The sequence below is a fragment of the Winogradskyella sp. PG-2 genome (genome assembly GCF_000828715.1).
Classification (GTDB): domain Bacteria; phylum Bacteroidota; class Bacteroidia; order Flavobacteriales; family Flavobacteriaceae; genus Winogradskyella.
The window spans coordinates 1,438,691-1,462,882 of sequence record NZ_AP014583.1; the positions used below are offsets into that span (position 1 = coordinate 1,438,691).

The 24,192-nt window shown below is 32.3% G+C and carries 23 protein-coding genes and 1 tRNA gene; 14 read left to right on the top strand and 10 right to left on the bottom strand.

What is annotated here, in order from left to right; translation table 11 throughout:
• Positions 1–23: 23 nt before the first annotated feature.
• Positions 24–863: an OmpA family protein gene (locus WPG_RS06285; protein WP_045470574.1), complete on the top strand. Its 840-nt coding sequence runs from the start codon at positions 24–26 to the stop codon at positions 861–863.
• Here the strand turns inward: WPG_RS06285 and WPG_RS06290 are convergent.
• The 4 genes from WPG_RS06290 to WPG_RS06305 form a co-directional block, all read right to left on the bottom strand.
• Entirely contained in the window at positions 860–1,303 is a 444-nt protein-coding gene (locus tag WPG_RS06290) for a GNAT family N-acetyltransferase (RefSeq protein WP_045470575.1), read from the bottom strand. The genes WPG_RS06285 and WPG_RS06290 overlap by 4 nt on opposite strands.
• Entirely contained in the window at positions 1,297–1,731 is a 435-nt protein-coding gene (gene rpiB / locus WPG_RS06295; protein WP_045470577.1) for a ribose 5-phosphate isomerase B, read from the bottom strand. Before rpiB ends, WPG_RS06290 begins: the two co-directional genes overlap by 7 nt.
• A 590-nt stretch (positions 1,732–2,321) precedes the next feature.
• Positions 2,322–3,800 (bottom strand): hypothetical protein, encoded by a 1,479-nt coding sequence (locus WPG_RS17315; RefSeq protein ID WP_052471172.1) that lies wholly within the window; start codon positions 3,798–3,800, stop codon positions 2,322–2,324.
• A gap of 1 nt (position 3,801) precedes the next feature.
• Positions 3,802–4,644 (bottom strand): hypothetical protein, encoded by an 843-nt coding sequence (locus WPG_RS06305; protein WP_045470579.1) that lies wholly within the window; start codon positions 4,642–4,644, stop codon positions 3,802–3,804.
• Positions 4,645–4,828: 184 nt separating this feature from the next.
• On the opposite strand from WPG_RS06305, the gene WPG_RS06310 reads away from it, so the two are divergent.
• The 7 genes from WPG_RS06310 (at position 4,829) to WPG_RS18575 (ending at position 11,489) form a co-directional block, all read left to right on the top strand.
• On the top strand, positions 4,829–6,262 hold the full coding sequence (locus tag WPG_RS06310; RefSeq protein ID WP_045470581.1) for a T9SS type A sorting domain-containing protein: 1,434 nt from the start codon (positions 4,829–4,831) through the stop codon (positions 6,260–6,262).
• A gap of 196 nt (positions 6,263–6,458) precedes the next feature.
• Positions 6,459–8,663 (top strand): ribonuclease R, encoded by a 2,205-nt coding sequence (rnr, locus tag WPG_RS06315; protein WP_045470584.1) that lies wholly within the window; start codon positions 6,459–6,461, stop codon positions 8,661–8,663.
• Positions 8,664–8,691: 28 nt separating this feature from the next.
• The gene (locus WPG_RS06320; protein WP_045470586.1) at positions 8,692–8,991 is read left to right on the top strand and encodes a YbjQ family protein; all 300 of its coding nucleotides are present in this window, start codon (positions 8,692–8,694) and stop codon (positions 8,989–8,991) included.
• Positions 8,992–9,009: 18 nt separating this feature from the next.
• Positions 9,010–9,681 carry a head GIN domain-containing protein gene (locus WPG_RS06325; protein ID WP_045470589.1) on the top strand — a complete coding sequence of 224 codons (672 nt, stop codon included), beginning with the start codon at positions 9,010–9,012 and terminating at the stop codon, positions 9,679–9,681.
• Positions 9,682–9,725: 44 nt separating this feature from the next.
• Positions 9,726–10,409 (top strand): LysE family translocator, encoded by a 684-nt coding sequence (locus tag WPG_RS06330; RefSeq protein WP_045470592.1) that lies wholly within the window; start codon positions 9,726–9,728, stop codon positions 10,407–10,409.
• A gap of 7 nt (positions 10,410–10,416) precedes the next feature.
• Complete coding sequence (locus WPG_RS06335) at positions 10,417–11,064, top strand: hypothetical protein (RefSeq protein WP_144374430.1); 648 nt, start codon at positions 10,417–10,419, stop codon at positions 11,062–11,064.
• Positions 11,065–11,270: 206 nt separating this feature from the next.
• Complete coding sequence (locus WPG_RS18575; RefSeq protein ID WP_045470597.1) at positions 11,271–11,489, top strand: hypothetical protein; 219 nt, start codon at positions 11,271–11,273, stop codon at positions 11,487–11,489.
• 137 nt (positions 11,490–11,626) lie between these two features.
• On the opposite strand, the gene WPG_RS06345 is transcribed toward WPG_RS18575, so the two are convergent.
• From WPG_RS06345 to WPG_RS06355, 3 genes are all read right to left on the bottom strand, one after another.
• Positions 11,627–11,697, bottom strand: a tRNA-Cys gene (locus WPG_RS06345).
• Positions 11,698–11,732: 35 nt separating this feature from the next.
• The gene (gene folB, locus WPG_RS06350) at positions 11,733–12,110 is read right to left on the bottom strand and encodes a dihydroneopterin aldolase (protein ID WP_045470600.1); all 378 of its coding nucleotides are present in this window, start codon (positions 12,108–12,110) and stop codon (positions 11,733–11,735) included.
• A gap of 94 nt (positions 12,111–12,204) precedes the next feature.
• On the bottom strand, positions 12,205–12,405 hold the full coding sequence (locus tag WPG_RS06355; protein ID WP_045470603.1) for a zinc ribbon domain-containing protein: 201 nt from the start codon (positions 12,403–12,405) through the stop codon (positions 12,205–12,207).
• Between the two features lie 88 nt (positions 12,406–12,493).
• On the opposite strand from WPG_RS06355, the gene WPG_RS06360 reads away from it, so the two are divergent.
• From WPG_RS06360 to WPG_RS06370, 3 genes are all read left to right on the top strand, one after another.
• The gene (locus WPG_RS06360; RefSeq protein WP_045470605.1) at positions 12,494–14,464 is read left to right on the top strand and encodes a glutamine--tRNA ligase/YqeY domain fusion protein; all 1,971 of its coding nucleotides are present in this window, start codon (positions 12,494–12,496) and stop codon (positions 14,462–14,464) included.
• Positions 14,465–14,502: 38 nt separating this feature from the next.
• Positions 14,503–14,739 carry a hypothetical protein gene (locus WPG_RS18045; RefSeq protein ID WP_052471173.1) on the top strand — a complete coding sequence of 79 codons (237 nt, stop codon included), beginning with the start codon at positions 14,503–14,505 and terminating at the stop codon, positions 14,737–14,739.
• Between the two features lie 357 nt (positions 14,740–15,096).
• A complete protein-coding gene (locus WPG_RS06370; RefSeq protein WP_045470607.1) occupies positions 15,097–15,588 on the top strand; it encodes a DUF1761 domain-containing protein in 492 nt (163 codons plus the stop codon).
• A 72-nt stretch (positions 15,589–15,660) separates the two neighbouring features.
• Here the strand turns inward: WPG_RS06370 and WPG_RS06375 are convergent, their stop codons facing one another.
• On the bottom strand, positions 15,661–16,593 hold the full coding sequence (locus WPG_RS06375; protein WP_045470609.1) for an SPFH domain-containing protein: 933 nt from the start codon (positions 16,591–16,593) through the stop codon (positions 15,661–15,663).
• Between the two features lie 86 nt (positions 16,594–16,679).
• Here WPG_RS06375 and WPG_RS06380 point away from each other — a divergent pair, with 86 nt between their 5' ends.
• Positions 16,680–17,357: a hypothetical protein gene (locus WPG_RS06380; protein WP_045470612.1), complete on the top strand. Its 678-nt coding sequence runs from the start codon at positions 16,680–16,682 to the stop codon at positions 17,355–17,357.
• 47 nt (positions 17,358–17,404) lie between these two features.
• On the opposite strand, the gene gltX is transcribed toward WPG_RS06380, so the two are convergent.
• A complete protein-coding gene (gene gltX, locus WPG_RS06385) occupies positions 17,405–18,922 on the bottom strand; it encodes a glutamate--tRNA ligase (RefSeq protein WP_045470614.1) in 1,518 nt (505 codons plus the stop codon).
• Between the two features lie 60 nt (positions 18,923–18,982).
• Positions 18,983–20,026 (bottom strand): alkane 1-monooxygenase, encoded by a 1,044-nt coding sequence (locus WPG_RS06390; protein ID WP_045475278.1) that lies wholly within the window; start codon positions 20,024–20,026, stop codon positions 18,983–18,985.
• A gap of 162 nt (positions 20,027–20,188) precedes the next feature.
• Between WPG_RS06390 and WPG_RS06395 the strand changes: the two genes are divergently transcribed.
• Together WPG_RS06395 and ybeY are read left to right on the top strand one after the other, a co-directional pair.
• Complete coding sequence (locus tag WPG_RS06395; RefSeq protein WP_045470616.1) at positions 20,189–23,773, top strand: DUF4175 family protein; 3,585 nt, start codon at positions 20,189–20,191, stop codon at positions 23,771–23,773.
• Complete coding sequence (gene ybeY, locus WPG_RS06400) at positions 23,766–24,176, top strand: rRNA maturation RNase YbeY (RefSeq protein ID WP_045470618.1); 411 nt, start codon at positions 23,766–23,768, stop codon at positions 24,174–24,176. The genes WPG_RS06395 and ybeY overlap by 8 nt, the downstream gene beginning before the upstream one ends.
• The last annotated feature ends 16 nt before the right edge of the window (positions 24,177–24,192 follow it).

Genomic DNA, 24,192 nt, shown 5'->3' on the forward strand with positions numbered 1-24,192 from the left:
ATTTGTAAGAAAATTATAATAAAATGAAATCCCTACTTATCCTTATATTTTTAAGTTTTCAACTTGCATTTTCTCAGCAAGAATTGAAGCATGAGGTTTATTTTGAAACCGATAAGTATAATATTCCTGAAACAGAACATAGTAGATTACTTCTCTTTTTAGCTGAAATAGACAACATGGATATAGAGAAAATATCTATATATGGCTTTTGCGATGATAGAGGTAGTAATACCTATAATTTAGTACTTTCTCAGCAACGTGCAGATGCTATTAAAACCGTTTTTTCTAATAACGAAATAGATGAATCTGTAATTACAAATGTTGATGGTAAGGGAGAAATTTTAGTAAATATTGTACACGAAGAAAATCTAAGTAAAATAAGAGGTCTTAACAGAAAGGTGGAGATAATTGTAAAGCCTGTCTTTCCTCCAAAACCTAAAGAAATTGTATCTGAGAAAGAAAATTTAGAGGACATATTAAAAGGTGAACTTAAAGAAGGTGATAAGATTCTTTTAGAAAACTTATTATTTAGAACTGGTTATAGTTATTTAGTAAAAGACTCTAAGCCTGTATTAGATAAAATATCTAAAATATTGTCAGAACGTGAGGATATTTACTTTACAATAGTGGGCCATGTTTGCTGCACACAAGGTAATAGAGATGCTGTAGATCGTAAAACAAAAAAACGTAATTTATCCTTAGCTAGGGCAAAATATGTTTATGATTATCTTGCTAAAAATGGTGTAAAACGATACCGAATGAAATATGTCGGTATGCGAAGAAAACAACCTTTAGGTGGTGAGCCAGAGTTAGATAGGCGTGTAGAAATTTTAGTGACTCGGATTATTAAAAAAGCTGATTAAACTCTAATCATATTAATATGTGGAATACCGTCTTCTAGGTACTCCTTTCCTACTTCCTTAAATTCTAAATTATTATAAAATTGCTTTAGATAGGTTTGAGCAGATATTCTTATTTTAGATTGATTATAACGTGTTTTAATTGCTTCTATCGAATCTTTCATTATGGTATAACCATATTTATAAGCCCTTTCATTTTCTTTCACCACTACTCTACCAATACTCGCTTCTTTAAAATAGTCTCCTGGTTTAAAAATACGTGTGTAAGCTACTAAATTGTCATTCTTATAACCTAAAACATGAATTGCCTTTTCATCCTTACCGTCAACATCTTGATATACACAATCTTGTTCTACAACAAAAACTTCACTTCTTAATTGTAATAAGTTGTAAAGTTCTTTTGTGGTTAACTCTTTAAATGTTTTAGTAAATATACTTAACACTGTAATGGAATTTTATCAACGCGGTTTTGATGACGACCTCCTTCAAATTCAGTTTCTAAAAAAGTATCTACAATTTGAATCGCTTGTTGTAATGCTGTAAAACGTGCTGGAATACAACAAATATTTGCATTATTATGTTGTCTTGTGAGTTCGGTAATCTCTTTAGTCCAACAAATACCTGCTCTTACTTTTTGATGCTTGTTAGCTGTCATTGCAACACCATTTGCACTACCACAAATTAAAATTCCAAAATCTACCTTATTATCAGCAACATCATTTGAAACAGGATGTACAAAATCTGGGTAATCTACACTATCTATAGTATCAGTACCATAATTGGTAATACTATATCCTTTACTTTCTAGGTGTTTTACAATAGCTTCTTTATAATCTGGACCTGCATGATCGTTTCCTATTGAGATGTTCATTGATTTAAAGTCTTTAATTGTTTCTTTGAAAATAGAAATCTATTATTAAGCTTCAAAGTTAATAATTGCTTATAAGTAAGCATAACTTATAACTACTTACTTATCCATAAATTTTATGTTTACAAACTTTTTTTAATACAAGTATTTATAATCACTGTTTATAAGTGTAACTAAAAATAAGGATTACTTGTTAATAACTGTTTACAAGTCTTAAAAACAAAAATTAGGTTTATTCATTAATTTTTACAAACTAAGCTAGAAATTTTAAAACCTAATTAGTTAACTGCTTTTTTTTAGAGAGTTATTAATAAGAGATAGGGAGGAAATAAACAGGGTTTTATAAAAAACATATCATTTATTTCTATTAACAACGGTTATTAACAACTGTGAATAGATTTTAAATTTAGGCTTAAAATGAAGTAGTTAACTAAAAAATTATTGTTAATTATATATTAAGTAAATCTAATAAGTCATTTCTCAAAACAAAACCTTTAAAAGTTATACTACCTATTAACAAGCTATAATAACCACCATTTTATTTTTTAAAATTTAAAAGAAAAATGATTATATGTATATATATGTTGATAACCTTAATTAGAAATTAAATTTTTACAAAGTCTACAAAAAGAATCATTATTTGTATTAGAATCTATATCTATTTGGTTTAAATACTCCTCTAACCAAGAATAACCACTTGGTGCTATGTCGTTATAATTTTTACCTTCAGGAACATTTGCTATAAACCAAATTTCAGGAATATGATCACTACTATTATAAAAAAATCTAGATCTAGATATAGAATTTATAGGAGTTACGTTATAATCCGTATTCAGATTTAAAGGTGTAACATAATTACCAGATGCTACTTGATTTAAAGCATTTAAATCTAATACATCTAAATTAGTACCTACACTTCCATCTGAGTTTAATCTTGCATTACAACCAACATCTTTTCTAACATTTATTATAGTTTCATCTGCAGATAAAATAGTAAATGAAGGACCTGAAATAATATGTTGTGTACTAGTAAAATAATAACTAGGAAGTTGATCACCATAAGTAGAACTACCGAAATTAAAACGTTTCCAACTTAACTTATTATTAGCATTCATATCTGAAATTGAGTTAGTTAAACTTGAAACCACAGAAGCAACGATTTTATTTCCGTTAGTGTAAATATTAGGTATTTGATTATAGCCAAATAATTGAAGTGTTTGGTCTTTTACAGGAAATTCTAAGTTATCTCCAAAATCATTGTAATTATTTATATGATTTAAATTAAAACCTCCATTTCCTCTTATTAATCTTCCAGACTGACCCCAAGTCACATTATTTATAATATCAAAGTTATAGTTAGTTCCTGCTATGTTAGGATATCTATAACCAGAATTATAAAACATATTAAAAATAAAAGATATTTTTCCAGATTCATTGTAGTTACCTTCTTCTTTACCTAAAATAGAACCTCTTGGACTTTCTATAAATAAACATCTTTGAATAGTTATATTATTTATAAAAGCATCTTCTATAGATGTATACCAACTCGCTGCTTCATCAGCACCAAATCCAAAAGTACAATGATCCCAAATTTGATTCGTTATATTTTCAACAGCGGATACAGAATCGTTTCCTAAATTATCATCTAAATTTGGGTTTCTGTCTGCATCTACTCCACCTTTAAAGCGTATATATCGTACAATTATATTATCTACATTATTTAAATAAAAACGATCACCATCAATTGTAATTCCTCCTTCTGGTGCTGTTTGTCCCGCAATAGTAACATTACTATTATTACTATATATACCTAGAAGGTCTTGTAACACAATAATACCACTAACATCAAAAACTATATATCTATTATAATTTTGTGATAAAGCCCATCTTAGAGTACCAACATAATTAGGATTATTAACATCTAGAATATCATCTAGTTTTGTAACGTGTAAAACAATACCATCTCTACCTCCAGTAGTGTAGGCACCTGCACCAATAGCACTAGGAAAAGCTAGTTGCTGAGCATTTAATTGAAGTACTACAAATGTTAATATATAAAGTATATATTTCATTTTATAAATCACTAGTTTTATTTACTATTAATTGATCTAAATACCAAACAGAATTTAAAGCTCCATAATTATAAAATTTAGCTGTTTGACTATTAGAAGTTGTAGTAAATCTTATAGTATATGTAGAATATTCTGTTGTGGTTGTACCACTTAAAACTTCAAAGTTTGTAATACCAGACCAAGCGTTAGGAGTAAACAAAGCAGATCCATCACTTTTTACTAGTAAAGTCATTGTATAATCTGTTGTATTATCTAAACGCATATCAACTTCAATTTTTGCACCACCTGATACCGTTTTTTGCACCTTTAAAGCATAATTACCATTACTAACATTTGTTGTTTCTACCGAGACAGTTGTTCTGTTTGCAACAATACCAGTTGTTGCTGAGTTTGCTTCATAAGTATTATCAGCTAAAGCATTACTAACATTATAGTAGTTGGTAATTGTAGCAGGTGTATATATACTAACTATAACATTATCAGATCCTTTCCAAACTCCCCATTCATCATTAATATAACTGTATAAACTAATAGCATCTCCTCCGTTTTCTAAATTAGAGTTATCATAAACAAACTGTAGTTGTTTAACACCAGCACCAGGAATGATAGTTATTACACTATTATTGTTAAGTAATTTAATAGGTAAAAAAGCAAACGAATTTAAAGAAGTTTCAGGAAGTGTTGCAGTGACATTTGTTTTTATAAAAATATGTGGTTTACAAGCAGCTAAATCAGACTCTAAAAAAGTATAAGTATCTGTTGTTACAACAACATGTGTATTATCTTCTTGAGAATGGATAAATATGCTAATTGTAAAAGTTAGTAATAATGCAATTTTTTTCATTTTTTTTTATCTATTTTACTTTGATAATTCACATTTTAGGTTGTATAAAATGCCTTTATTTAATTAACTTTACGCACTTAAATAATACCTAGTTTTTTTAGAAATTTCAAAGGATGACAAAAGTAGGTTTTTTTTATGCTTTATAGCATTATTTTATTGTTATTATACTACTAATTAGTTCATTGTGAGAAAATTACTTCTTTTGTTTTTATTATTTCCTTTTTTAGGATTAAGCCAAATACAATTTATTTCAGATTTTAAGGATAGGACTAAACATGATAGTTCAGGTCATGTATTAAGCCTTTCAGAAAAGGGAAACATTATTGCAATAGGAGTGCCAGATAATAATGGAATTAATCAAGGTAATGCACATGTTCGTATTTATAAACAAGCATCTGGTATTTGGACTCAAATAGGAAGTGATATTAGAGGTAAAATAACAGAAGATGTTTATGGTGTTTCTGTAAGTTTATCTGGTGATGGAAATAGCGTTGCTGTTAGTTTTATAGGTAATGATAGAAACGGTAAAATCAATGGATATATTAGTGTTTATAAAAATGAATCAGAAGAATGGATTCAAATAGGAAGTGATATAAAAGTAAATTCCGTAAACCAAATACTTAATCTTTCTGTAAACTTATCAGAAAAAGGAGATATAATTGCTATTGGATTAAATCAAGAAAATGGTGCTGAGAAAAATCAGAGTAAGGTCAGTGTTTATAAAAATAGGCTAGGTGATTGGTATCAGATAGGAAATGATATAGTTAGTCAATCAAAAGAAAATAAGGCTTCTAACCTACCTGTAAGTTTAGCTAAAAATGGAAATACAATTGCTATAGCATTTAAAGCAAGTAAAGTTAGTGTTTATGAGAATAGATCAGAAAACTGGATACAAACAAGAAATAATATATCTATTGAATCCATAGAAGAAACTATAAATGAGGTATGTTTATCTAAAGACGGAAGTATTATAGTAATTGGTGTTATAGCAAAAGAAAACCAAAAAAGTTATGTTAGTGTTTATAAAAATGAATCAGGAAGTTGGACACAAATAGGTAATGCAATTAAAGCGGATTCAGAACTATATAATTCAGGTTATTCTGTGGGTATATCAGACGATGGAAATAATATTGCAACAGGACGATATAACCTTAATAATAACAAAGGAGATGTAAGTATTTATAAAAACAAATCGGGTAATTGGATACAAATAGGAGTAGATATAGTTAATAAGTCATCTCAAAAATTTCCAGGTTTCGGATCTTCAATTAGCTTATCTGGTGATGGAAATAGTATTGCGATTGGTGCGATATCAGATAATACCAATAGTCCTATTAGTGGTGAGGTTAAAATAATAGATTTAACCCAAATGTTATTAAAAGAAGAACAAGCGCAATTTAATTTTAATCTCTACCCAAATCCCGCACAGAACCTATTTAAGATTCAATTAGAAAATAACAGAGTTTCAGAAAATATAAGGATCTATAATAATATAGGACAGTTAGTGTTAACCTCTAAAGAAACCATAATAAATTCTTCAACATTATCAACAGGTTTATATGTTGTAGAAATAGAAACGAATCTAGGGAAAAGCTCTAAAAAGTTGATTATAGAATAGCTTATTTGCTTTAATATATATCTAGAAATACACTAGAATTTTACAGTGCTTTTTCATTTATTTAACCTTCACTAAACACTATTAAATAATTAAAGCGTAGCTTTGCATTAAACTTAATAACTTCACTTCCACCTATATTAAGTTTAAAATGAAGAATTCCTAACACTTTTAGGAAAAGAATATGATTACAAATTAAATGACAAAAAAGAAAAAAAGGAGATCATCAAAAAATAAGATTTCCAACCTTACAAATACTATTCAAAGTATTTTAAAAAAAGAAAGAAACCAAGCCCTAAATTATAAACAAATTGCTGCTAAACTAGGTGTTAACGATGCTAGTAGTAGAAATCAGATTATAAAAACACTAGCTAAATTAGCCGCTAAAAAAGAGATAGAACAAGTAGATCGTGGTAAATATAAAGCCATTGTAAATACAGAATACCATATAGGTATTTTAGATTTAGCTTCTAAAGGAAACGGTTACATTATAAGCGATGATTTTGAGGAAGATATATTTATAGCATCCAATAACATCAACAAAGCATTAGATGGTGATGAAGTAGAATTCTATGCTTACAGACGCAAACGAAGAGGTAAGCAAGAAGGTGAAATCACCAATATTATTAAGCGTGCTAAAACAGAATATGTTGGTGCCATTCAAATCCACGAGAAAAAGAATTTTGCTTTTGTGGTAACAGATAGTGTAAAGATGTATAAAGACATTTTTGTACCTATTAGTAAAATCAAAAAAGCAGAAGATGGAGATAAGGTTTTAGTATCCTTAACTGATTGGCCAGAAAAGGCAGATTCTCCTTATGGAAAAGTTATAGAAGTTTTAGGTAAACCAGGTGAGCATAGCACTGAGATTAATTCTATTATGGCAGAATATGGTTTACCATTAGAATTTCCTCATGATGTAGAAACCTATGCTAATAACTTAGATATTTCAATTAAACCAGAAGAGATTGCTAAGCGACGCGATATGCGTAAGGATTTAACCTTTACTATAGACCCTAAAGATGCTAAAGATTTTGACGATGCCTTATCTTTTACAGTATTAGATAATGGTTTATATGAAGTCGGTATTCATATTGCAGATGTATCTCATTACGTACAACCAGGAACTATTTTAGATGATGAAGCTTATGAGCGTGCTACGTCTATTTATTTAGTAGATCGTGTGGTGCCAATGTTACCAGAGCGCTTATCTAATGGAGCCTGCTCTTTACGTCCACACGAAGAGAAATACACCTTCTCAGCTGTCTTTCAGATGAATGATAAATGCGAAATTAAAAACGACTGGTTCGGTAGAACAGTTACCTATTCAGATGCGCGTTTTGCTTATGAAGAAGCGCAAGCAGTTATAGAATCTAAGACTAATGAAATTCCACAAGACGTTTCATTAACTAGTAAAGCTTATAAAACAGACCAAGCTATAGCAGATGCGATTTTAAAAATGGATGAGCTCGCTAAAAAAATGCGTTCTAAACGTATGAGTTCTGGAGCTATCTCTTTTGATAAGGTTGAGGTGAAATTTAATTTAGACGAGAAAGCAAATCCGGTTGGAGTCTTCTTTAAAACAAGTAAAGATGCTAATAAACTTATTGAAGAATTTATGCTATTAGCGAATAGAAAAGTCTCTGAGTTTGTTGGAAATAAATCACCAAAAAAGACCTTTGTATATCGTGTACACGATGAACCAGATGAATCTAAATTAGCTCAACTACAAACCGTAGTTGGTCGTTTTGGTCACAAGCTTAACTTTAGAGATAAAGGCAGCATTGCATCATCATTAAATAATTTATTAAAAGATGTTGTTGGTAAAAAGGAACAGAATTTAGTAGATACTTTAGCGATTCGGACCATGTCTAAAGCAGAATATACCACACATAATATTGGTCATTATGGTTTGGCTTTCGATTATTACAGTCATTTTACTTCACCAATAAGACGTTATCCAGATGTAATGGCACATCGTTTATTACAACAATATCTCGATGGTGAAAAATCTGCTAATGAAGACATTTACGAAGAGAAATGTAATCATAGCAGTAATATGGAATATTTAGCGACAAAAGCAGAACGCGATTCAATAAAATACATGCAAATTCGTTTTATGCAAGACCACCAAGACGAAGAATTTTTAGGAGTAATTTCTGGAGTTACAGATTGGGGAATATATGTAGAGATTATATCTAACAAATGCGAAGGCATGGTAAGTGTTAGAGATATGAAAGATGATCATTATCAATTCGATCAAGGTCAATATGCAATGGTTGGAAAAAAAGAAGGCATTGTATACCAATTAGGAGATGAGGTCGTTGTAAAAGTGAAGAACACAGATCTGGTTAAAAAACATTTAGATTTCTTTATGGTTGGAAAACCAGAAGCTGAAGATTAAATTTGTAATTCAATTAATTGATTTAAATATGATCTTAACAACAACAAACTCAATAGAAGGTTATAAAATAATAGATTACCTAGGTATTGTAACTGGTGTAGCTATTAATAAAGAAACCTTAGCTATGGGATTTAGTGTTTCTAAATATTATGCTAAAATACAAGATAGCATAGGAATTATTAAAGAAGAAGCGTTTCAGAATTTACAAAACAATGCATCGAAACTTAAAGCAAATGCTGTTGTAGGAATTAAAGTAGAAGTAGAGTTTACGACAAGTAATTACCCTATAGTTTCGGTCACAGGCACAGCGGTTAAAGTCGCTATTTAATGAAAATATAAAATAAGCATGAAAAAATTTGTTGTCATTTTAGTTTTAGTTATTGGCTTCACCATCAACGCCCAAGAAGTTTTAGAGAAAACAGTAGGAGAATTTACAACAGTTAAAGTTTATGATTTAATTAATCTTAAAATGATTAAATCTAAAGAAAACAAAGTTGTAGTTTCTGGAAAAAATAGAAATGATGTTGAGGTTGTTAATAAAAATGGCAAGCTTAAAATAAGAATGAATCTAGAAGAGAGTTATGACGGAAATGATACTATAGTGACTTTGTATTACACTTCAGTTGATGTCATAGATGCTAATGAGGGAGCAAGAGTGACTTTAAACGAAGCTATTGAGCAATTTGAAATTGATCTAAGAACACAAGAAGGCGCAGAAATTACAGCAGAGTTAAAGACAACGTATGCCAATTTTAGAGCAGTAACAGGTGGTGTTATTAATGCAATAGGAGTTTCAAAAAACCAAGATATTTCTGTTTATACAGGCGGAGTTTTTAATGGAGAAGATTTTATTACCAAGCAAACAGAAGTTAGTGTTAATGCTGCGGGTGAAGCTCATGTAAATGCCACGGAATATGTAGATGTTAGGATTAAAGCGGGTGGTGATGTTTATATTTATGGCAAACCAAAACAAGTTGATGAAAGTCGTGTTCTGGGAGGTAGAATAAAACGTATGTAAATTCTTAATAGATTTGTTACATTTGTGTAAACCGCAAGATTTACATGTTTGATGATATCTTAACAGCCATTCCCTTTGGTATTATTTTAGCCTTTACTATTGGTCCTGTTTTTTTTGTTTTGTTAGAAACAAGTGTTACGAAAGGCTTTACTAGCGCTATTATTTTTGATCTTGGCGTAATCCTAGCAGATATTGTATTTATTCTAGTTATTTTTAAAAGCACAGACACGCTTTTAGATAAAATAAAAGACGACCCCAAATTATTAGTTTTTGGCGGTGTTTTGTTAGTCATCTATGGACTTATAAGCTTTATAAAAACATCAAAATCCTTCCGATCAATAGTTAGAGAACACCACAGAATTGAAATTCCTAAAAAAGACTACGGAAAGCTATTTATTAAAGGCTTTTTACTCAATTTTATTAATATTGGAGTGCTTTTGGGTTGGTTAGGCTTTATCGTTATCGGAACCTCAATAACAACGTCTAAGAATGGTGTATTTATCTTTATTACCACTATGCTAATTGCTTATTTTTTAACAGACCTTTTTAAGATTGCGATGGCAAAGCGTTTAAAAAGTAAATTAACACCAAGACTTATTTTTAAAACCAAAAAGATTGTATCTCTAGTTATTCTAGGCTTTGGAATTTTATTGCTAACTCAAGGTTTATTTCCTGAGTTATATGAAAAAAGCAAAGAACAGATTGATAAGGTCAATCCGATAAACTAATATTTGTATGAAACTTTTTATCACCAGCATTGTCTTGATTATGTTTGTTTGTTTTGGGAATTCTCAAAACAAATCGAAACATTATGTATTACCCGAGTTTGTTTCAGGATCTATTTTAATGAAAGATGGAACAAAACAAATAGGGGTTTTAAATTACAATGCGCTTTCTGGAAATTTCGCTCTAAAGAAAGAAGCGGAGATATTAGCGCTCTCAGAAACTTTAGTAAGTGGTGTAGATACTGTTTATGTGGCTAATCGGAAGTTCTTTAGGAAAGACGGTAAATTTTATGAATTTTTATTGAAGTCAGACATTGAGCTTTATGTTGAATATAAATGTAAATTATCAACTTCAACAGAAGCTAGTAGTGGTTATGGAGGAACTTCACAAACAACATCAGGAAGATCATTATCTGTAATAGAAAATACCGGAAACATTTATGCTTTAGAACTTCCAGAAGGATATAATGTAAGCTTAGATATGGATTATTGGATTGACAAAGGTGAGGTTCTCACAAAGATCACCACCGTAAATCAATTTAAAAAACTATATCAGGACCATAAAAAGGAGTTTAAAACTTATCGAAAGAAAAATAAAATAGATTTTAAAACACCATCTACAGTACTTAAACTTATAGAACACCTTGAGGCTTTGTAAAAGAGAGTTTTAAAAGTAATTACATTTTCACATGAACACAAAATACGCAACCCTCCAAAGCAGAATAAAAGCAGCTGTTATAGGTAGTATTATTTTAATTACGGTTTTATACTGTGTTTCAGAATTACTAAATACTTATGAGGACGTGTCCTCGTTGTTGAGAATGAGTCTTTTCATCTTTTTTTTTCATCCTATATGAGCCTTTAATGTTTTCAATTTTTGGTTATACTCTCGGGCATTATTACAGTGATATAAAAGTAAGGCAAGCCAATAAGCCGGAAAAGAAAGTCAGTTTCCCAATTGCCTTAATTAGATTTGCTTTAAAGGCTTCATTAGGCTGGTTGTCGTTATTAACAACAACAGGTAGTGAAAAGAAGCAAGCAATTCATGATGCGGCTACTAAATCAGTAGTTCTTTCAGATTAAAATAACCTTGAAGAAAATCGAAGGGCTATAAGAATTGTCAAGCAAATTCAAGTTAGTGTTACCGAAATAATTTTTTTCAAAATTTAAATAAAACAAAAAAGACACTACTTCATAAAGTAATGCCTTTTAATCTTTAGAGGTGTCGAGCGGATTCGAACCGCTGTAGATGGTGTTGCAGACCACTGCCTAGCCACTCGGCCACGACACCCTTTAGCGATGGCAAATATATAAATTATATGGGGTTTACCCTATATAGACCCAGTTTTTTCGTTTTTCAGTGAGTTTTATAGTTACCATCTCAACATCACCACCAATAGGCGGGTTTATTTTACTCACAGAAACAGTTGCTTTGGAGATTAATTTATCTTCATTAAAAAAGCGATTTAAAATGCGTTGTGCTACAGTTTCTAATAGCTTTGAAGGAATACTCATTTCTTCTATAACCACTTTGTTTAAAAACACATAGTCAACAGTGTCAGAAAGCTTATCAGATTTTGCTGAGGTTTTTAAATTACATTTCACCTCTAAATCCACCCTGTAATCACTTCCAATAATTGTCTCTTCGTTTAAACAACCATGGTGAGCAAACACCCTAATATTTTCAACTTTTATAATTCCCATAAGGCAAAAATAAGATTAGTAAATGTCACTTTTAATGAATTATTCAAAGAAATTTCTTATTTATCATTTTCAATTAAACTTGAGCTATTCTATTTTAATTAGTAAACAAATCAAATATATTACTAATAGCACTTGTTTTCGCCTTGAAAAATTCTGTATAAGAACAATTATCACAGGTAACAGAAGTAAACTTTTTATTCTGTACATCAAAGATTTTAGATAAAGCACTTCCTGTGGCTCTCATTTCTCCAATTTGGTAAGCCGTATTGTCGCATTTAGGACATCTGTAGTTCATTTTCTTTTTTTGTTTTGGTTCATACTATACGTATCGTATAGTGCATAAATGTTACAATTTGTGTAATTTTGTGTTTTAATTTTTTTCAATGTCAGAAGAAGTAAAAGCACTCAATTTTATTGAGCATATTATAGAAGAAGATTTAGCCAACGGTTTATCAAAAGACAAGTTGCGCTTTCGTTTTCCACCAGAACCCAATGGGTATTTACATATTGGCCACACTAAAGCTATAGGTATAAGTTTTGGTCTTGGCGAGAAGTATAACGCACCTGTTAATTTAAGATTCGACGATACCAATCCAGCAAAGGAAGAGCAAGAATACGTAGATGCGATAAAAAGAGATATTGAATGGTTGGGCTACAAATGGGAAAATGAACTGTATTCTTCAGATTATTTTCATAAACTATACGATTGGGCTATTCAGATGATAAAAGACGGAAGAGCCTATATAGACAGCCAATCATCTGAGGCAATGGCAGATCAAAAAGGAACACCAGCTCAAGTTGGTACAAATAGCCCTTTTAGAAATAGAAGTATTGAAGAAAACTTAGATTTATTTCAACGCATGAAAGCCGGTGAGTTTAAAGCAGGTACTCATGTGCTTCGTGCTAAAATAGATATGGAAGATCCAAATATGCTAATGCGAGATCCGATAATGTATCGTATTCTCTATGCACATCACCATAGAACAGGTGATGATTGGTGTATTTACCCAATGTATGATTGGACACACGGAGAGAGTGACTACTTAGAACAAATTTCGCACTCATTATGTTCATTAGAGTTTAAACCTCACAGAAAGCTCTATAACTGGTTTAGAGAGCATGTTTATGAATATTCTAAAGAGGAGTTGCCGCTTCCACCAAAACAAAGAGAATTTGCACGTTTAAACCTTAGTTACACTATTATGAGTAAGCGTAAATTATTGCGTTTGGTTGAGGGAGGAGTCGTATCTGGTTGGGATGATCCGCGTATGCCAACCATTTCAGGCTTAAGACGTCGAGGTTATACGCCAAATTCTATCCGTAATTTTATAGAAAAAGTTGGAGTTGCTAAGCGCGAAAACGTAATTGACGTATCGCTTCTTGAGTTTTGTGTTCGCGAAGATTTAAACAAAACAGTAAATAGGGTTATGGCTGTTTTAAATCCGGTAAAAGTAGTTGTTACTAATTATCTTGAAGACAAAGAAGAATGGTTAGAAGCTGAAAACAATCAAGAAGATGAATCAGCTGGTTATAGAAAAGTACCGTTTTCTAGAGAAATCTATATTGAAAAAGAAGATTTTAAAGAAGAAGCTGGAAACAAGTTTTTTAGATTAAAATTAGGAGGGGAAGTACGATTAAAGAACGCGTATATCATAAAGGCGAACTCCGTTGTAAAAGATGATAATGGTGAGGTTGTCGAAATTCACTGTACATATGACGCCGACACCTCAAAAAGGGTAAAAGGCACCTTGCATTGGGTATCTATAAAACATGCTATTAAAGCAGAAATTAGAGAGTACGATCGCTTGTTTATTCACGAAGCGCCAGATAGTGATAAGGATAAAGATTTTATGGAGTTTTTAAACCCGAATTCTTTAAATGTAAAAACAGGATATATAGAACCCAGCCTTAAAGGGGTTGAAACAGGTGAACAGTTTCAGTTTCAGCGTTTAGGATATTTCAATGTGGATAATGACTCTAAATCTGATGCATTGGTGTTTAATAAAACAGTTGGTTTAAGAGATAGTTGGGCAAAGCAAAAACCAAAACAACAAGAGCGACCAGCAATAAGTATTATTCAGCAGTTCGGAAAGAAATATACTAAGTTACCAGAAGATAAGCGAGTTAAAGTCAAAGCGGAGATTCAAGAGCTTGCTAATAAGGTGTCTTATGAAGAATTAGAACCATTATTTGGTACAGCTGTAAAAAAAGCAGGAACACGTATCGTCGTAATGATTACATTAAAAACATTACTTAAGAGTGGCTTGGAATGTAATCCTAGTATTAATGAATTTATTGATAAAGCGTTAGAGGACAAAAACGAGCTTTTGGTTAGTGAAGCAAAAGCGCTATAGTTTTTGTAAACTTTCCAAGATTTTTCGACTGAATAGATATGAAAAATTTAGCTATTCTATTTACAGTGTTAATATCGTCATTCAGTTTTTCACAACAGATGAATAATAATAAATTACAAGAAATCTACACCTCAGTGAGTGATTCAATCCAAGGAAATTCTGGAGCTTGGGAGTTACATATTAATGATATCCAAATTATTTCGCTCACGGATACTAAGCATAATAGGATGCGTATTATTTCTCCAATAGCAGAATCAAAAGCTATTAGTTATTAAAAGCCGCTTTAGTTGCTAATTTTCATACAGCTTTAGATGTAAAATATGCGATTACAGATGCTGTTTTATGATCTGTTTTTACACATCTTTTAAAAGAATTATCAGAAGATCAGGTTAGAGACGCTTTAAGCCAAGTGTATTATGCTAACATTAATTTTGGGAGTACGTTTGCAAGTACGTCTTTGACCTTTCCAGCTGCTAAAGCAAGTAAAGAACCACAAAAGAAAACGAAGCCAGTTTTTAAAAAGAAGAGGGTTTAAACGCCATATTATAATAATAAGCACTAACCTTAAAGAATTTCACTTAGAGGTATTTTTGTACTTTTAAATCATACTAACTGTAAAAATCGTATAAATTATGGAATTACCAATCAACCCACTAGCTATAGTGGTAGCTGCAGTTGCAGCATTAGTTATTGGCGCAGTATGGTACAATCCAAAAATTGGTTTTGGAAATGTATGGATGCGCGAATCTGGAATGACGGAAGAGAAAATGAAAGGTGGAAATATGGCTGTTATTTTCGGTTTAGCTTTGCTATTTTCTGCAATATTAAGTGTACTGTTAATGCAATTCACAAACCACCAATGGGGAGCCTTGGGAATGATAGGCGGAGACCTTGAAAATGCAAAAGTATCTTTTGAGGCTTTTATGGCTGATTACGGAAATGCACACCGTTCGTTTGAGCACGGAGCCTTACATGGCGGCATATTTGGAGTGTTTGGGGCTTTACCAATTATTGGTATAATTGCATTGTTTGAGCGCAAAAGTGCTAAGTATATCTTTATCAACTCAGGGTATTGGATTGTGACTATGGCTATTATGGGAGGAATTCTTTGTGTTTGGCACTAAGATTAATTTAAATATAATAAAAAACCTCGAAGTTATTAGCTTCGAGGTTTTTATTTAAGATAAAGAAGACGTCTATAAATCTCCGTCTTTCTTCTTTTTGGCATTTTTCATCGCTTCACCTATTTGATTACTAGCGGTAAAACTCGCTACCATATCATTTAGCATCTGACTTCCTGCTTGAGGGGAATTAGGTAATAGAATTAAGTTACTATTAGTTTCTTGACCTATAGATTGAAGCGTGTCATAGTGTTGCGTAACAACAATAAGCGCAGACGCTTCTTGTGAGTTAATCCCAACTTTATTTAAGACCTCAACAGATTCCTCTAAACCACGTGCAATTTCACGTCTTTGATCCGCAATACCTTGACCCTGTAGGCGTTTGCTTTCTGCTTCTGCTTTTGCCTTTTCTACAATTAAGATACGAGCAGCATCACCCTCAAACTGTGCTGCGGTTTTTTCTCTATCCGCCGCATTAATTCTATTCATTGCCGCTTTTACTTGAGCATCAGGATCAATATCGGTTACTAATGTTTTTATGATATCATAACCATATTCCATCATGGCGTCATTCAGTTCAGATTTTACAGCTATTGCCACATCATCTTTACGGACAAAAACATCATCTAATTTCATTTTAGGAACCTCAGCGCGAACAACATCAAAAACGTATGAAGTAATTTGATCGTGTGGATAGTCTAGTTTATAAAATGCATCATAAACTTTATCTTTAATAACTTTATATTGGACAGATACTTTAAGGCGCACAAACACATCGTCTAAGGTTTTGGTTTCAATAATAACATCTAATTGTTGAATCTTAAGGCTTAGTTTACCAGCGATTCGATCCACTAAGGGGATTTTGAAACGTAAACCCGATTGTCTGATGGCTTCAAATCTACCAAAGCGCTCTACAATTGCAGCGGTTTGTTGTTTTACAATAAAAATTGATGACACTAAAATGATTAATCCAAAAAATATAATTGGAATTAGAATAAATTGACCCATAACAAGTTTTTTTAATGGTTAGTTACTACGAAATACTAAATGTAAATAATTTTACATAGGTTTGCCTTAATCAGCTCTAAAATCGTATGAAAAAAACAAAACACTTCTTATTAGTAGCTCTCTGCACTGCTTCTGTTACACTTAGTTACGCGCAACGGAAAAGTTATAGGATTCAAAACGGTATTGGTTTACAGGGTGGAATAACACAGTTCGATATTTTGACGGACAATTTTGAAACCAAAGTAAATTCAGGTTTTATAGGTGGATTAACTGCCTCTGTAGATTTACCACACCGTTGGTTTAATGTGAGTTACAACATTCAGCTGTCTGAAAACAATATTGATATTAATGCCGCTACACCAGCAACTGGATTCGAAGAATATATTGAATACAAAATGTTTACCGCGAATATTTCATTCCTATTTCACATCAAGCTAATTAGTAATAATCTAACCTTAGACGTTGGACCAATGCTACAATATAATAGTGAATTAGAGTTGAAAGATGAAGGTAAAGAAGGTTATTTAATAACGGGTTACGAAAACCTATTCACAGAAAATATCACCGACATATCTCAGTTTAATGCTAATGGTGCTGTTGGCTTATCAGCTGGGTTTCGAGGTTTTTTACTCAGAGCACAATATGTATATGGTTTTACAAATATCTTAGGAAAACTAAACGAACAAGATTTAAACACAGGAAGTAAGGGGAAATTTAAAGGGAACCAATCCTTAATAGCCCTCACAGCTATGCTAACGTTTTAACCTTGATTATTTGTGTTACATTGAATTTATTTTAAGACCTCAAACAATTAGTTTATACTTCCAGCTAAAGCGTTAATTCGCTTAACGGTTTCTGCTTTACCAATCAGATACATTATATCAAACACATCAGGCCCTTGTAAAGCACCAACTAGTGCTAAACGCAATGGCATCATTACTTTCCCAAAACCAATTTCATTGTCTGTAATCCAACCTTTTATATTTGTTTGAAGGTTTTCAACCGTAAAATCATCAGTTTTATTTACAAGTTCAATTACTTTGTTAAGAACACCAAAAGTACCTTCTTTTAAAGCTTTTTTAGATGCCTTTTCATCATAAGATGTTGGCGAAGTAAAAAAGAAGTGGCTTAAATCCCAGAAATCACCAACAAAAGTGGCGCGTTCCTTAATTAGACCAACAACCAATGCGATGTAATTAACATCAATTTCAGCTAATTCAGATTGAGAGGTTTTAAACTGTTCGGCTAAATCTAAATCGAGTTGTTGTTGCATATAGTGGTGATTAAACCATTTAGTTTTATCAGGATCAAATCGTGCACCAGCTTTATTAACTCTAGCTAAATCAAAATCTGAAACGAGCTGATCTAAGTCAAATATTTCTTGTTCTGTGCCGGGATTCCAACCTAAAAACGCTAAGAAATTAATAACCGCTTCTGAGAAATAACCATCTTCTTTATAACCTCTAGATACCGTTCCGTCTGGTGCTGTATATTCTAATGGAAATACAGGAAAGCCTAGTTTATCACCATCTCGCTTGCTTAATTTTCCTTTTCCAGTTGGTTTTAAGATCAGTGGTAAATGCGCAAATTCAGGAGCATCCCAACCAAAAGCATTATATAACAATTGGTGCAAGGCTAAAGAGGGTAACCATTCTTCTCCACGAATGACGTGTGTAATTGCCATTAAGTGATCATCAACAATATTTGCTAAATGATAGGTTGGCATCCCATCACTTTTAAACAATATTTTGTCATCTAGTACATTGGTGTCTATTGAAATATCACCACGAATAATATCTTTTAAATGTAAAGTTTCATCTTGTGGTGATTTAAAACGAATCACAAAATCGTCTCCAGATTCAATTCTAGCTTGTGTTTCGGCTTCGGTAAGAACTAAAGAATTTACTAAACGTCCTTTTTCACGATTGTGCCAATTATAGATAAAGGTCTTCCCTTCAGCTTCATGACCTTTTCTGTGCGCATCTAATTGCTCAGACGTATCGAATGCATAATAGGCTTTACCATTAGCAATAAGTTGATCAGCATATTGCCTATATAAGTGTTTGCGTTCGCTTTGTCTATATGGACCAAACTTCTCGTTTTTCCCTGGACCTTCGTTAAAAGGAATAGCACACCAATTTAAAGCTCTTACAATATAGTCTTCAGCCCCTTCAACATAACGGTTTTGGTCCGTGTCTTCAATTCTAAGAACAAAGTCACCGCCATGTTTTTTAGCAAACAAATAATTAAATAAAGCGGTTCTTACACCACCAATATGTAAAGGTCCTGTTGGACTTGGCGCAAAGCGCACGCGCACGTTTTTAGACATAATTGTAAATTAAAGCGCAAAGATAGTTTGATAAGATTTGAGAACAAAGAAAATGAAACCTTAAGATATAATCATTTCCTTAGGCACACGCTTATTCATAATTCCAAACCATAAAGGCGGAATCATGGCCAAAACCATTGAGGTCGGATAACCATAAGGCATTTGAGGGCTTTCATCGTGGCAATCTAAAATCTGGTATTTTTTTGAAGATTTAAAATGGTGATCACTGTGTCGGGTTAATTCATACAATACAATCCTACCGATAACATGGTTAGAATTCCATGAGTGCATTTCTTTAACACGTTCGTAACGACCAGATTTTGTTGGTAAACGTAGTAACCCGTAATGTTCAATATAATTGACAGTTTCGAGAAGAACAAAACCAACAATTCCTGCAAAAATAGCAAACAATAAAGCTGAGGTTCCAAACATCAAAAAAACACCAATTAAATAACAAAATTGAATGATTTTGTACCAAAACATGTCATTTTTAACTGAAAAGAACGAATTTTTGCTGTTTTTCAATAATTTATTCTGAATCTTCCACGCACTTACATATTGACGAAATGTTGAGGTGAACCAAAAGGAATAAACACTTTGGTTGTATCTGGCTGTAGCAGGATCTTCTGGAGTTGCCGCATGTAAATGATGTCCAAAATTATGTTCAATATAAAAGTGCATATAAAATGAAGGTAGAAGTAATGCTTTACCTAGGAAACGTTCGTTTGTTGCCTGTCTATGACCAAGCTCGTGGGCGACATTAATACCGTTAACACCAAGAACAATTCCAATGGAAAAAATTAAACCTACAAATTCATAAGCGGCTAATACCTCATTCGACACTATAAATAATACATAAAAAACAAGCCCAAAAACTAAAGGTAAATTTAGGTAGAGTAACCAATCGAAAATATTGCGTTTCAATTTACTATCTGAGTCTTCAGGTTTTAAATTTTCTGTATCTACAGGAAAAATAAGCTCTAAAACCGGAATACAAACAAATGCGAAAATAGGTGTGGCCCATACCCAATAGCCTTTTAAGTATAATCCTAAAAATGCCATTATGGGAATTGAAAATGCAGCTAAGTATTTGAGGTCTTTCATACTTTTTGTCATTCCTGCGAAGGCAGGAATCTATTTTAAGTTAAGAATATCATTGTTTTGAGTCCAATTTAACACTCAAAACCCCTAAATTAACAGAATCTTACCAAATTTAGCGAATTGGCTATTAAAATAAAATTGTAGATTAGTCAGTTAGAATAATATATGAGCAATTTCAAAACCATAAAAAACAAGCTAGAGCAGTTCATTAAAAGGTATTATACCAACGAACTACTTAAAGGAGCAATTCTATTTTTTGCTATTGGCTTGTTGTATCTTATAGTGACGCTTTTTGTAGAATACATGCTTTGGCTAAATCCAACCGCGAGAACTATTCTATTTTGGACTTTTATTATTGTAGAGGTTGGACTATTCGTAAAGTTTATTGCAATTCCATTATTAAAACTCTTTAAATTAAGACAGGGCATAAATTTAAAAACAGCATCAAAACTCATTGGAAATCACTTTCCAGAGGTTAATGACAAGCTTTTAAACGTGCTTCAATTAAACCAAAGCCCAGCACAATCGGATTTACTAATAGCTAGTATAGAACAGAAATCTCAAGAGTTACAACCTGTTCCATTTAAATCTGCCATAAACTTTAAATCTAACACCAAGTATTTAAAGTATGCGGCAATTCCGATTGCAATATTGTTATTATCTCTCTTAACAGGTAAGATTAATTGGTTTAGTGATAGTTATGAACGCGTCGTAAACTATCAAACGGCTTATGAGCCACCAGCACCATTTCAGTTTTTCGTTATTAACGAATCACTTCAAGCTATAGAGAACAAAGATTTTAAGTTAAAGGTGTCGACAGTAGGTGATGTGATTCCTGAGAATGCACAAATCAAATTCAATGGCCAGTCTTATTTTTTACAACAGTTAGTGCCTGGTGAATTTCAATACACATTCAATCTTCCAAAAGAAGCAGTAGAATTTAGTTTATCAGCTAATGATGTGGTTTCTAAGTCGTATGTTTTAGAAGTGGTTAATACACCAAACTTGGTGAATTTCGAAATGGTTTTAGATTACCCGTCTCACACCAAAAAAAGAGATGAAGTTTTAAAAAGTACGGGATCTGCTGTGATTCCTGAAGGCACGAAAGTGACCTGGAGAGTAAAAACAAAATCCACCACAGGAGTTCAGATTTATGCAGAAGACACGTTAAGTTTTAAGCGTAATGAAATAGATGATTTTGAGGCTTCAAAACACTTGTACAAAAACTACAATTATAGTATCACAACAAGCAATGATAAGCTAAAAGATTACGAAAACTTGGCTTACAATATTAATGTTGTAATAGATGTTTACCCGGAGTTAAGCATTAAAGTTCAGAAAGACTCTATAGATCAGCAGAGCTTATATTTTTATGGACAAGCCAGTGACGATTATGGCTTAAGTAAATTACAACTAGTGTATTATCCTTCTGAAGATGAAACCAAGAAAGTTGTTGAGCCTATAACAATTTCAAAATCTAATTTTAGCGAATTCGTAAGCGCCTTTCCAAATCAGTTAAATTTAGAAGAAGGCATAAGTTATCAATTGTATTTTGAGGTTTTTGACAATGATGTACTTCATAATTATAAGCGCACCAAGAGCTCATTGTTTAGTTATAGAAAGCGCACTAAAGAAGAGGAAGAACAGAAACAACTCAATGAGCAAAACGAAACGATAAAGAATATTAGTAAAACCTTTGATAAACTCGAAGAACAAGACAAAAAGCTCGAAGAATTATCTAAAACTCAAAAGGAAAAGGAAAGTCTAAATTTTAACGACAAGAAAAAGTTTGAGGATTTCCTTAAGCGTCAGAAGAACCAAGAGCAGTTGATGAAAAATTTCAACAAAAAGCTTCAAGATAATTTAGAGGAGTTTCAAAAAGATGAAAAGAAAGATGACCAGTTTAAAGAAGATTTAAAAGAGCGGTTAAAAGAAAACGAAGAACAGCTTAAAACAGACGAGGAGCTTTTAAAAGAACTCGAGGAATTAAAAGATAAGATTAACAAAGAAGAGTTTACGCAAAAACTCGAAGAACTTGCGAAACAAAACAAGAATAAAAAGCGCAGCATGAAACAGCTTTTGGAATTAACCAAGCGTTTCTATGTGATGAAGAAAGCTGAAAAAATTTCAAAGCAATTAGATGAATTGTCAGAAGAGCAAGAGAAGCAATCTGAAAAGGATAAAGAAAACACTAAAGAAGCTCAAGAGAAATTAAACAACGATTTTGAAAAGCTTCAAAAGGATTTGGACGATTTAAGGAGAGAAGATAAGTTGCTTCAGAAACCAATGAATTTAGAGCGCGATAGATTTTTAGAAGATGAAATAAAATTTGACCAAAAAGAAGCAAAAGAAGCGTTAGAAAAGCAAGGACAAAGCGAAGAAGAACAGAAGGCACAAGAGGCTCAGGAGCAACAACAAAAAGCGAAGAAGAACCAAAAGAAAGCTGCTAAGAAGATGAAACAGATGAGTGAGATGATGAAGCAGAATGCTGGTGGCGGTGGTGGAGGCGGAAACCAGATATCTGAAGATATTGACACACTTCGCCAGATACTGGAAAATTTATTACTCTATTCATTTAACCAAGAGTCACTTATGAACACATTTAACAAGTTAGATGTTAATAATAACAAGTATGGAAAATACATTATTGAGCAAAGCAATTTAAGAGAGCATTTTGAACATATCGACGACAGTCTGTTTTCGTTATCATTAAGACAGCCCAAGATTTCTGAGAAGGTCAACTCTCAAATTACTGATGTCTATTTTAATTTAGATAAAGCACTTGGCCAACTTACAGAAAACAGATTGTATCAAGGAGTGTCATCACAACAGTACGCCATTACAGCAAGTAATGAATTAGCAAGTTTTCTTAGTGATGTATTGGATAATATGGAAATGTCTATGAATCCGTCACCAGGCTCTGGTGGAGGTGGAGGAGAACAACTTCCAGATATTATTATGAGTCAAGAAGAGCTTAATAAGAAAATGGAAGAAGGTGTAAAGAGGGGTGAAGAAGGTAAGGAAGGCAAGGGAGAAAAACCCGGATCTGAAGGTAAAGATGGAAAAGAAGGTGAAGGGGAGCAGCCTGGTGAAAAAGGGAAGAATGGTAAAGAAGGCGAAAGCGGCGAAAGTGGTGAGAATGGCAAGAGTGGTAAACAACAGGCAAAAGATGGTGAAGGAGGACAAAATGGTGAGAATGGAAACCAGCAGGGAGAAGGCAACCAAAATGGAAAAGAGGGTAAAGAAGGTAAAAATGGTAAGAATGGCAAGAACAATGGAGAAGGATCAGATGATGAGAGTAAAAAGAATGATGGTTATGGAGAAGGTGGAAGTGAAGAACAGAATGGAGAGTTGTTTAAAATCTATCAACAACAACAACAATTACGACAGGCACTAGAGGATAGGATGGTTAAAGACGGAACGATTCAATCTGCAGGTCAATTAATTAAACAGATGGAGGAAATTGAACTTGATTTATTGAATACTGGATTCACAAATCAGACACTACAAAAGATGATGGATGTACAACATCAATTGTTAAAACTAGAGAACGCTTCGTTTTCGCAGGGACAAGACACTAAGCGTAAATCAGAAGCCAACAAGAAACAATTCAATCAAAGTAATCAAAACCAAATACCAACAGCGAAACAATATTTTAATACTACAGAAATATTAAATCGCCAAGCACTACCTTTGCAGAATCATTTTAAGAAAAAGATTCAAGAGTATTTTAAAAGCACCAATGATTAGTTTTAATTACGAAACCGATTTTAGTTTAGATAATACAGATCAGTTTTCAGAATGGATATCAAAAGCCATTTCTGAAGAAAAGTGTAGAGAGGGAGATGTTAATTACATCTTTTGTTCAGATGATTATTTGCTGAAATTAAATGTGGATTTTTTAGATCACGACACGTTAACAGATATTATTAGTTTTGATTATTCAGTAGGAAAAGAACTACATGGGGATATTTATATTTCTGTTGACCGCGTAAAAGAAAATGCATCTGATTTTAGAGTTTCCTTTAGTGATGAAATCTCCCGAGTGATGATTCATGGAGTCCTTCATTATTGTGGTTATAAAGATAAGTCGGAAGTTGATAAAAGGATAATGCGATTAAAAGAAGATTACTACTTATCTAAGCGTAAATGAATTAAGAATTCGCCTT

Coding starts and splice junctions, on each gene's coding strand:
- WPG_RS17315 (WP_052471172.1), bottom strand. CDS start 3,800: ATGAAATATATACTTTATATATTAACATTTGTAGTACTTCAATTAAAT.
- WPG_RS06380 (WP_045470612.1), top strand. CDS start 16,680: ATGAAAAAAACAAAACACTTCTTATTAGTAGCTCTCTGCACTGCTTCT.
- WPG_RS06395 (WP_045470616.1), top strand. CDS start 20,189: ATGAGCAATTTCAAAACCATAAAAAACAAGCTAGAGCAGTTCATTAAA.
- folB (WP_045470600.1), bottom strand. CDS start 12,110: ATGGGAATTATAAAAGTTGAAAATATTAGGGTGTTTGCTCACCATGGT.
- gltX (WP_045470614.1), bottom strand. CDS start 18,922: ATGTCTAAAAACGTGCGCGTGCGCTTTGCGCCAAGTCCAACAGGACCT.
- WPG_RS06390 (WP_045475278.1), bottom strand. CDS start 20,026: ATGAAAGACCTCAAATACTTAGCTGCATTTTCAATTCCCATAATGGCA.
- WPG_RS06355 (WP_045470603.1), bottom strand. CDS start 12,405: ATGAACTACAGATGTCCTAAATGCGACAATACGGCTTACCAAATTGGA.
- WPG_RS06325 (WP_045470589.1), top strand. CDS start 9,010: ATGAAAAAATTTGTTGTCATTTTAGTTTTAGTTATTGGCTTCACCATC.
- WPG_RS06375 (WP_045470609.1), bottom strand. CDS start 16,593: ATGGGTCAATTTATTCTAATTCCAATTATATTTTTTGGATTAATCATT.
- ybeY (WP_045470618.1), top strand. CDS start 23,766: ATGATTAGTTTTAATTACGAAACCGATTTTAGTTTAGATAATACAGAT.
- rpiB (WP_045470577.1), bottom strand. CDS start 1,731: ATGAACATCTCAATAGGAAACGATCATGCAGGTCCAGATTATAAAGAA.
- rnr (WP_045470584.1), top strand. CDS start 6,459: ATGACAAAAAAGAAAAAAAGGAGATCATCAAAAAATAAGATTTCCAAC.
- WPG_RS06305 (WP_045470579.1), bottom strand. CDS start 4,644: ATGAAAAAAATTGCATTATTACTAACTTTTACAATTAGCATATTTATC.
- WPG_RS18045 (WP_052471173.1), top strand. CDS start 14,503: ATGAAAAATTTAGCTATTCTATTTACAGTGTTAATATCGTCATTCAGT.
- WPG_RS18575 (WP_045470597.1), top strand. CDS start 11,271: ATGTTTTCAATTTTTGGTTATACTCTCGGGCATTATTACAGTGATATA.
- WPG_RS06320 (WP_045470586.1), top strand. CDS start 8,692: ATGATCTTAACAACAACAAACTCAATAGAAGGTTATAAAATAATAGAT.
- WPG_RS06335 (WP_144374430.1), top strand. CDS start 10,417: ATGAAACTTTTTATCACCAGCATTGTCTTGATTATGTTTGTTTGTTTT.
- WPG_RS06360 (WP_045470605.1), top strand. CDS start 12,494: ATGTCAGAAGAAGTAAAAGCACTCAATTTTATTGAGCATATTATAGAA.
- WPG_RS06330 (WP_045470592.1), top strand. CDS start 9,726: ATGTTTGATGATATCTTAACAGCCATTCCCTTTGGTATTATTTTAGCC.
- WPG_RS06285 (WP_045470574.1), top strand. CDS start 24: ATGAAATCCCTACTTATCCTTATATTTTTAAGTTTTCAACTTGCATTT.
- WPG_RS06370 (WP_045470607.1), top strand. CDS start 15,097: ATGGAATTACCAATCAACCCACTAGCTATAGTGGTAGCTGCAGTTGCA.